The organism is Brasilonema bromeliae SPC951, assembly GCF_012912135.1.
Lineage (GTDB): Bacteria > Cyanobacteriota > Cyanobacteriia > Cyanobacteriales > Nostocaceae > Brasilonema > Brasilonema bromeliae.
In genome coordinates this window covers 1-636 of sequence record NZ_QMEB01000446.1, presented here as the reverse complement: position 1 = coordinate 636, position 636 = coordinate 1, and the positions used below count along the sequence as shown (strand labels likewise).

General features: G+C 39.3%; 1 protein-coding gene. It reads right to left on the bottom strand.

Translation table 11 applies throughout. From position 1 onward, the window contains the following. Positions 1–75: 75 nt before the first annotated feature. Positions 76–426: a four helix bundle protein gene (locus tag DP116_RS28390; RefSeq protein ID WP_016862862.1), complete on the bottom strand. Its 351-nt coding sequence runs from the start codon at positions 424–426 to the stop codon at positions 76–78. Between the last annotated feature and the right edge of the window lie 210 nt (positions 427–636).

The window sequence follows — 636 nt, the reverse complement described above, 5'->3', positions numbered from 1 at the left end:
TTTTGGTGATCTCGCTTGGGGGAAGGCAGAGGGCAGAGGGCAGAAGGCAGAAGGAGGAAGAAGGAAATTATAGATTCAAACTTTGAGTTTGTTTAAACTTGCAACTAATATACTTTGCATTTCCTCAACTTCATTTAATAGGGGAGTAAAAAGGTTTTTCTCTGCCAAATCTACTTCTTTAGCAATGATTAATTGTGTATCGAGTTCTCTTAAAGAACCTAAAGCAATATGCAAAAATTGTACGTATTCTTGTTTTGAGCGCCTTCCATATCCTTCGGCTATGTTGGATGCTACAGATACTGCGGAACGACGTATTTGGTTGGTTAAACCATACAATTCTGACTGAGGGAATAGGCGCGTAAACTTATAGCAATTAATGGCAAGTTGAACTGCCCTTTGCCAGATAAATTGATTTCTGTAGCTCATAATTAAGTTTGAAGTCTAGAGAAGTTTGAAGTACAAAGATTATACCGAAAAAAGGCAACATAGCTGCCTTCTCAATCTTTAGGTTGCTAACAAGAATCGTCGCTCAAGAAGGTCTATCTTGGCACGACCATACATTTGCCGCTTTAACATTTTCAGTCGATTAATATGCCCTTCAACGGGCCCATTGCTGACTGACATAGTTACACCTGC